This window comes from Rhodopseudomonas sp. BR0C11 (genome assembly GCF_010820945.1).
Lineage (GTDB): Bacteria > Pseudomonadota > Alphaproteobacteria > Rhizobiales > Xanthobacteraceae > Rhodopseudomonas > Rhodopseudomonas palustris_H.
The window spans coordinates 1-1,416 of the sequence record NZ_QTKI01000686.1; the positions used below are offsets into that span (position 1 = coordinate 1).

1 protein-coding gene and 1 pseudogene are annotated in these 1,416 nt (G+C 65.5%); both read right to left on the reverse strand.

Translation table 11 applies throughout. The annotated features are described in order from the left end of the window. A pseudogene (locus DYI24_RS26575) lies at positions 1 to 333 on the reverse strand (TAT-dependent nitrous-oxide reductase); the annotation flags it as partial. An 18-nt stretch (positions 334 to 351) separates the two neighbouring features. Next, positions 352 to 1,416 (reverse strand): 4Fe-4S binding protein (locus DYI24_RS26580; protein WP_164574454.1); only part of this gene is annotated, 1,065 nt, incomplete at its 5' end.

The window sequence follows — 1,416 nt, forward strand, 5'->3', positions numbered from 1 at the left end:
GTTGGTCGGGCCCCAACCGGTAGCGCTGCAGCGGTTGAACACCGGCACTCGCATCAGCTCGCGCATCGACGGCAGGCCGACGATCCTCAGCTCGCCCGACTGGCCGCTGGAGAAGAACACGTAGTATTCGTCGAGCTCGCCCGGATGGACTTCACTCTTCTGAATCGCTGGACGCGCCGGGCTGCTCGGCTTGGTCTGCGCTTCCGCGGTCGCGATCAGCGTGCCGCCGGTGCCGAGGGTCGCGCCGCCGACGATGCCGACGCCGGCCGCGACGGCACTGCTTCCGAGTAGCGTTCGTCGGCTAAGGCCGTGTCCGTGATCCTGGTCGCCCATAGTGCTCTCCTTGGGGTTTTACTGTGCTGGAGGTGGTTGAGTGGCGCCCGCCGGCTGGGCGGCAAGCGGCTTGCCCCCGGCGAGGATCACGGTCGCGGGACCTTTGCCGCCGCGCATCGATGTCGACGACAGCGCTTCGCGCTTTTCCCGCTTCAGCCGCAGCTGAATCATGTGCGGGCAGCGGTGGTCGTCGAAATACAGTTCCTGGCAGTGCATGCAGTAGATGCACTCGTTGACGTTGATGTGCCCTTCCGGGTGGATGGCCTGCACCGGGCATTCCTTGGCGCAGCGCTGGCACGGCGAGCCGCATTCCGGCCAGCGGCGCAGCCATTCGAACATCCGGATACGGCCCGGGATCGCCAGCGCTGCACCAAGCGGGCACAGATAGCGGCAGAAGAACCTTTCGACGAACAGGCCGGCTGCGAGCAGCGTCGCCGCGTAAACCACGAACGGCCATTCCCGCGCGAATTTGAGAATGATCGAGGTCTTGAACGGCTCGATCTCGGCGAAGTGCTCGGCGGCCGCGGTGGAGTGAATCGACGGCCGGGACAGCCCGCGGAACACGATGTACTTGGCCGGCCACAGCCGCTCGGGCAGCCCCCACGGCACGTTGAACTGCGGGACCTTCAGTGCCTTGGCGATGTTGTTAAGCAGCTCCTGCAGCGCTCCGAAGGGACACAGCCAGCCGCAGAACGGTCCCCGCCCCCAGAACAGCAGGGCTGCAGCCACCGACGCCCACAACACAAAGATCAACGGCGCCGACAGGAAGTAATCCCAGCTGAACTCGGTGATCAGCGAATTCGTGAAGGTCAGGACGTTGACGACCGAGAGCTGCGCGTTGGCGTACCAGCCGAGCCAGACCAGGATGAAGGTGAGATACGCGCGGCGCACCCAGACATAGACCGTCGGCCGACGGACCAATTGGTTCTGGAAGAAGAAGATCAGCGTCAGCGTGCCCAGCGCGACGGCAAGAATGCCGATCCGCACCAGATCCCCGCGCCAAATCCGCATCCACAGCGGCTCGTCCTGCGCCTCATCTGAGGCGGCCGCCGACGGCGAAGCGGGCGTGGCTGGAGCACCTGG